This window comes from Mesorhizobium sp. M5C.F.Ca.IN.020.32.2.1 (genome assembly GCF_004023105.1).
Classification (GTDB): Bacteria; Pseudomonadota; Alphaproteobacteria; order Rhizobiales; family Rhizobiaceae; genus Mesorhizobium; species Mesorhizobium wenxiniae.
On record NZ_RZSX01001030.1, the window covers coordinates 1 to 2,007 of the forward strand.

The following is a 2,007-nucleotide window of genomic DNA, read 5'->3' on the forward strand; positions in this document are numbered from 1 at the left end:
GCCGCTGCCCGCGCTGTGGCAAGGGACCGCTGTTTTCCGGCTTCCTCACGGTCGGCAAACGCTGCGCCAATTGCGGCCTCGACTATTCCTACGCCGATGCCGGCGACGGGCCGGCGGTGTTCGTTATTCTGATCATCGGGTTCATCGTCGTCGGGCTGGCGCTGTGGATGGAGGTGACGCTTCACCCGCCGCTCTTGCTTCATCTCGTGTTGTGGATCCCGCTAACGCTGGTGCTTTGCCTGGGCGCGCTCAGGCTGATCAAGGGTGTGCTCTTGACGCTGCAATACCGCAACAAGGCGGCGGAGGGCAGGCTGGACCTCGGCGAATGAGCACGACATCCGGTTCAGTCGCAGGCCTTTCGCGACCAAAGACGGCATTGCTGCTTGGCCTAGGCCTCGTGCTGTTCTTCATTTTGCTTGGGCTAGGCACCTGGCAGGTGCAGCGCCTCTACTGGAAAGAGGGTCTTATTCAGACTATCGACCAGCGCACGCACTTTGCGCCTGTGCCTTTGGCCGAGGTCGAAAAGCGGTTCACCTCCACCGGCGACGTCGACTACACGCCGGTGACGGTATCAGGCACTTTCCTGCATCACGGCGAGCGACATTTCTTCGCGACCTGGGAAGGCCAGTCGGGTTTCGATGTCTTCACGCCCTTGCAACTGGAGGACGGCCGCGTTGTTCTGATCAATCGCGGCTTCGTACCGTACGATCTCAAGGACGCGGCCAAGCGCCCGCAAAACCAGGGTGCGGGCCAGGTGACGGTGACGGGGCTCGCCCGCAATCCGCTGCCGGCAAAGCCCTCGATGATGCTTCCCGACAATGATCCGCAGAAGAACATCTTCTACTGGAAGGATCGCGACGCCATGGCGGCCAGCGCCGGTCTGCCGGCCGGCGCGGGGCTGGTGCCGTTCTTCATCGACGCGGACGCCACCCCGAACCCGGGTGGGCTGCCGGTCGGCGGCGTTACCATCATCGACCTGCCGAACAGCCATTTGCAATATGCCGTAACCTGGTACGGCCTTGCCGCTGCCCTTGCCGGCGTCCTCATCTTCATGTTTCGCCGCCCGGCGAAAGACGCATCGGCCCGAAAATCGGAATCGATCTTCGAAAAGCACGATGCGTAGATAAAAAGTGTTAGAGCGTACTTTGTGCGTCCAAATGGACGCACGTCGCTCTAATGATCGGCACCGGCACCCTTGACAGGGCAGGGGTGCGCACCTCATTTCGCGCCTTGACTTCAAGACTTGAGTTCATGCTACGACCAACCGGCCAGTAATCATGCTTCACACGACCACAAAGCCACCGCTGACGATAAGGCTCTGCCAGCCGCGGGGCTTCTGCGCCGGCGTCGACCGCGCCATCCAGATCGTCGTGCTGGCTCTGAAGAAATACGGTGCGCCGGTCTACGTCCGCCACGAGATCGTCCACAATCGCTACGTCGTCGAGGGGCTGCAAAGCCTCGGTGCGGTGTTCATCGAGGAGCTCTCCGAGATACCGGCGGAGCATCGCCAGAGCCCGGTCGTCTTTTCGGCGCATGGCGTGCCGAAGTCGGTACCGGCGGACGCCCAGGCGCGCAACCTCTTCTATCTCGACGCCACCTGCCCGTTGGTGTCGAAGGTCCACAAGCAGGCGATGCGCCATCAGCGGCTCGGCCGCCATGTGCTTCTGATCGGCCATGCCGGCCACCCGGAAGTGATCGGCACGATGGGACAATTGCCGGACGGCGCCGTCACCTTGATCGAGACCGAAGCCGACGCGGCGAATTTGGTGCCCGCAGACGCGCAGGCGCTCGGTTTCGTCACCCAGACGACGCTGTCGGTCGAGGACACCGCCGGCATCATTCGGGTGCTTAAGGATCGTTTTCCCGATTTGCATGCGGCGGCAGCGGAATCGATCTGCTACGCCACCACCAATCGCCAGGAAGCGGTCAAGGAGACCGCCGCGGGCTCCGATCTCTTCCTGATCGTTGGCGCCCCCAACTCCTCCAATTCGCGGCGTCTCGTCGAAG

General features: G+C 62.5%; 3 protein-coding genes. All 3 read left to right on the top strand.

Annotation, left to right across the window (positions count from 1 at the left end):
• Nucleotides 1-329 (top strand): DUF983 domain-containing protein (locus EOA86_RS32390; RefSeq protein WP_128345311.1); only part of this gene is annotated, 329 nt, incomplete at its 5' end.
• Nucleotides 326-1,123 carry an SURF1 family protein gene (locus EOA86_RS32395; protein WP_164892221.1) on the top strand — a complete coding sequence of 266 codons (798 nt, stop codon included), beginning with the start codon at nucleotides 326-328 and terminating at the stop codon, nucleotides 1,121-1,123. The genes EOA86_RS32390 and EOA86_RS32395, both read left to right, overlap by 4 nt.
• Before the next feature lie 154 nt (nucleotides 1,124-1,277).
• Nucleotides 1,278-2,007 (top strand): 4-hydroxy-3-methylbut-2-enyl diphosphate reductase (gene ispH, locus EOA86_RS32400; protein ID WP_128345313.1); only part of this gene is annotated, 730 nt, incomplete at its 3' end.